The following is a 4273-nucleotide window of genomic DNA, read 5'->3' as shown; positions in this document are numbered from 1 at the left end:
AAAAGGGCCTGCGTCCATTACGATTCCGCAAGGCGAGACTTATTTGGATCAAGGTGTTAGCGTATCCGATCACGAGAATCCCGCTGATCCTGTTGTAACCCTGAACGGTGCGGTCGACACTAACGTTCCTGGTACTTACGAACTGACTTATACGGCAACAGACCTTGCAGGAAACACCGCCTGGGTTGTTCGGTACGTAAATGTATTAAGCAACAACGCCAACCTAAGCAACCTGACGGTGGACGGGAGGTCCATCGGATTTGACCCTGACACGTTAACCTACACATTGTATGTTCCTTATGTCACCGCTTCTATAAATGTGGATTATGCCCAAGCAGACTCCCATGCTACTGTGCTGATCAAGCAGCCAGTGGATAACGTGCTAGCTGTCGGCTCAAATGAGATCTCATTAACGGTCACCGCGCATAGCGGCGTTACGAAGACTTATACCCTGAACGTCGTTCGTTTGCTCGACCCTGTCATCGCCGCCATCACTATTAATCCGTCTGCACCTTACTCGACTACAGGTGATGTTACGGTAAGTGCGGTCGTAGAAGGCCCTTCCCTTACGATGTACAAATGGATGTCGGGTTCAGCCAGTCCGGCTGACATCATAGCCGGAGGGACACCGATTACAAGTCCAGCCTTCACAGTTTCTGAGAATGGGACTTACACCTTGTACGCCGCCAATGAGGCACGCGGTTACGCCATCCAACACATTACGGTGAATCAGATCGATCGTAAAGCTCCAGTGATTTCGTTAAAAGGGCCTGCGTCCATCACGATCTCGCAAGGAGAGACTTATATCGATCAAGGCGTTACCGTATCCGATCACGAGAACCCCGTTCTTCCTGCTGTAACCCTGAACGGTGCGGTCAACACTAACGTTCCTAATACTTATGAACTAACTTATACGGCGACAGACCTTGCAGGAAACACCGCCTGGGTTACTCGGTACGTACATGTATTAAGCAGCAACGCTAACCTAAGCAACCTGACGGTGGACGGCAAGACCATTGGATTTGACCCTGACACGTTAACCTACACGATGTATGTGCCTTATGTCACCACTTCAGTAAATGTGGAATATACCCAGGCTGACTCCCATGCTACAGTGCTGATCAAGCAGCCAGCAGATAACGTGTTAGCCGTCGGTCCGAACGAAATAACATTAACAGTCACTGCGCATAGCGGCGCAACGAAGATCTATACCCTGAACGTTGTCCGTTTGCTTGACCCTGTAATCGGCACCATCAATTTTAATCCATCCGCATCTTTCTCAACTAAAGGTGATGTTACGGTAAGTGCGGTCGCAGAAGGCCCTTCTCTTACGATGTTCAAATGGATGCCGGGTTTAGCCAGTCCGGATGACATCATAGCCGATGGGACACCGATCTCGAGTCACACCTTCACGGTTTCTGAGAACGGGACGTATACCTTATTCGCCGCCAATGAAGCAGGCGGTTACGCCATTCAACACATTATGGTGAATCAGATCGATCGTAAAGCTCCAGTGATTTCGTTAAAAGGGCCTGCGTCCATCACGATCTCGCAAGGAGAGACTTATATCGATCAAGGCGTTACCGTATCTGATCACGATAATACCGCTCTTCCAACTGTAACCCTGAACGGTACGGTCAACACTAACGTTCCAAATATGTATGAATTAACTTATACGGCGACAGACCTTGCAGGAAACACCGCCTCGGTTGTTCGGTACGTAAATGTATTAAGCAACAACGCCAACCTAAGCAGCCTGACTATGGACGGCAAGTCTATCGGATTTGACCCAGACACGTTAGCCTACACATTGTATGTGCCTTATGTAATCACTACCGTAAATGTGGAGTATACCCAAGCAGACTCCCATGCTGCTGTACTGATCAAGCAGCCAGCGGATAACTTACTAGCCGTCGGCTCAAATGAGATCTCATTAACGGTCACCGCGCATAGCGGTGCTACGAAGATCTATACCCTGAACGTCGTTCGTTTGCTTGACCCTGTCATCGGTGCCATCGGCTTTAAACCATCCGCATCTTACTCGACTACAGGTGATGTTACGGTAAGTGCGGTCGTAGAAAGCCCTTCCCTTACGATGTACAAATGGATGCCGGGTTCAGCCAGTCCGGCTGACATCGCAACAAGAGGAACACCGATTACAAGTCCAGCCTTCACGGTTTCTGAGAATGGGACGTACACCTTGTACGCCGTCAATGAAGCAGGCGGTTACGCGATCCAACACATTACGGTGAATCAGATCGATCGTAAAGCTCCAGTGATCTCATTAAAAGGACCCGCGTCCATCACGATCTCGCAAGGAGAGACTTATATCGATCTAGGGGTTACCGTATCTGATCACGATAATACCGCTGATCCTACTGTAACCCTGAACGGTGCGGTCGATACTAACGTTCCTGGTACTTACGAACTGACATATACGGCAACAGACCTTGCAGGAAACACCGCCTGGGTTGTTCGGTACGTAAATGTATTAAGCAACAACGCTAACCTAAGCAACTTGACGGTGAACGGGAGGTCCATAGGATTTGACCCTGACACGTTAGCCTACACGATGTATGTACCTTATGTCACCACTACTGTAAATGTGGATTATGCCCTAGCGGACTCCCATGCTACAGTGCTGATCAAGCAGCCAGCAGATAACGTGTTAGCCGTCGGTCCGAACGAAATAACATTAACAGTCACTGCGCATAGCGGCGCAACGAAGATCTATACCCTGAACGTTGTCCGTTTGCTTGACCCTGTAATCGGCACCATCAATTTTAATCCATCCGCATCTTTCTCAACTAAAGATGATGTTACGGTAAGTGCGATCGTAGAAGGCCCATCTCTTACGATGTTCAAATGGATGTCGGGTTCAGCCAGTCCAGCTGACATCGCAACAGGAGGGACACCGATTACAAGTCCAACCTTCACGGTTTCAGAGAACGGGATGTACACCTTATACGCCGCCAATGAGGCAGGCGGTTACGCGATTCAACACATTTCGGTGAATCAGATCGATCGTAAAGCTCCCGTGATTTCGTTAAAAGGGCCTGCGTCCATCACGAACTCGCAAGGAGAGACTTATATCGATCCAGGCGTTACTGTATCCGATCACGAGAATCCCGCTGATCCTGCTATAACCCTGAACGGTACGGTCAACACATACGTTCCTGGTACTTACGAACTGACTTATACGGCGACAGACCTTGCAGGAAACACTGCCTGGATTGTTCGGTACGTACATGTATTAAGCAACAACGCCAACCTAAGCAACTTGACGGTCGACGGCAAGCCCATAGGATTTGACCCTGACAAGTTAACCTACACGAAGTATGTGCCTTATGTCACCACTACTGTAAATGTGGATTATGCCCAAGCAGACTCCCATGCCACTGTGCTGATCAATCAGCCAGCGGATAACTTGTTAGTCGTCGGCCCGAACGAAATCTCATTAACGGTCACCGCGCATAGCGGTAGTACGAAGACTTATACCCTGAACGTCATTCGTTTGCTCGATCCTGTGTTCGGCGCCATCAGTATTAATCCGTCTGCACCTTACTCGACTACAGGTAATGTTACGGTAAGTGCGGTCGTAGAAGGCCCTATTCCTACGATGTACAAATGGATGCCGGGTTCAGCAAGTCCAGCTGACATCGCAACAGGAGGGACACCGATTACAAGTCCAACCTTCACGGTTTCAGAGAACGGGACTTACACCTTGTACGCCGTCAATGAAGCAGGCGGTTACGCGATTAAACACATTTCGGTGAATCAGATCGATCGTAAAGCTCCATTGATCTCATTAAAAGGGCCTGCGTCCATCACGATCTCGCAAGGAGAGACTTATATCGATCAAGGCGTTACCGTATCCGATCACGAGAACCCCGTTCTTCCTGCTGTAACCCTGAACGGTGCGGTCAACACTAACGTTCCTAACACTTATGAACTGACTTATACAGCCACAGACCTTGCAGGAAACACCGCCTGGGTTGTTCGGTACGTACATGTATTAAGCAGCAACGCCAACCTTAGCAGCCTGACGGTGGACGGCAAGATCATAGGATTTGACCCTGACACGTTAACCTACACGATGTATGTGCCTTATGTCACCACTTCAGTAAATGTGGAATATACCCAGGCTGACTCCCATGCTGCTGTGCTGATCAAGCAGCCAGCAGATAACGTGTTAGCCGTCGGTCCGAACGAAATAACATTAACAGTCACTGCGCATAGCGGCGCAACGAAGATCTATACCCTGAACGTTGTC

General features: G+C 49.2%; 1 protein-coding gene. It reads left to right on the top strand.

From position 1 onward, the window contains the following. A partial coding sequence (locus AC58QD_RS32375; RefSeq protein ID WP_497339183.1) for an immunoglobulin-like domain-containing protein occupies window positions 1–4273 on the top strand: 4273 nt, incomplete at both ends.

It is taken from the genome of Paenibacillus sp. J2R1T-4, from assembly GCF_059692235.1.
Note: the sequence above shows the minus strand (reverse complement) of the source record. Positions and strands in the feature narration are given on the sequence as shown.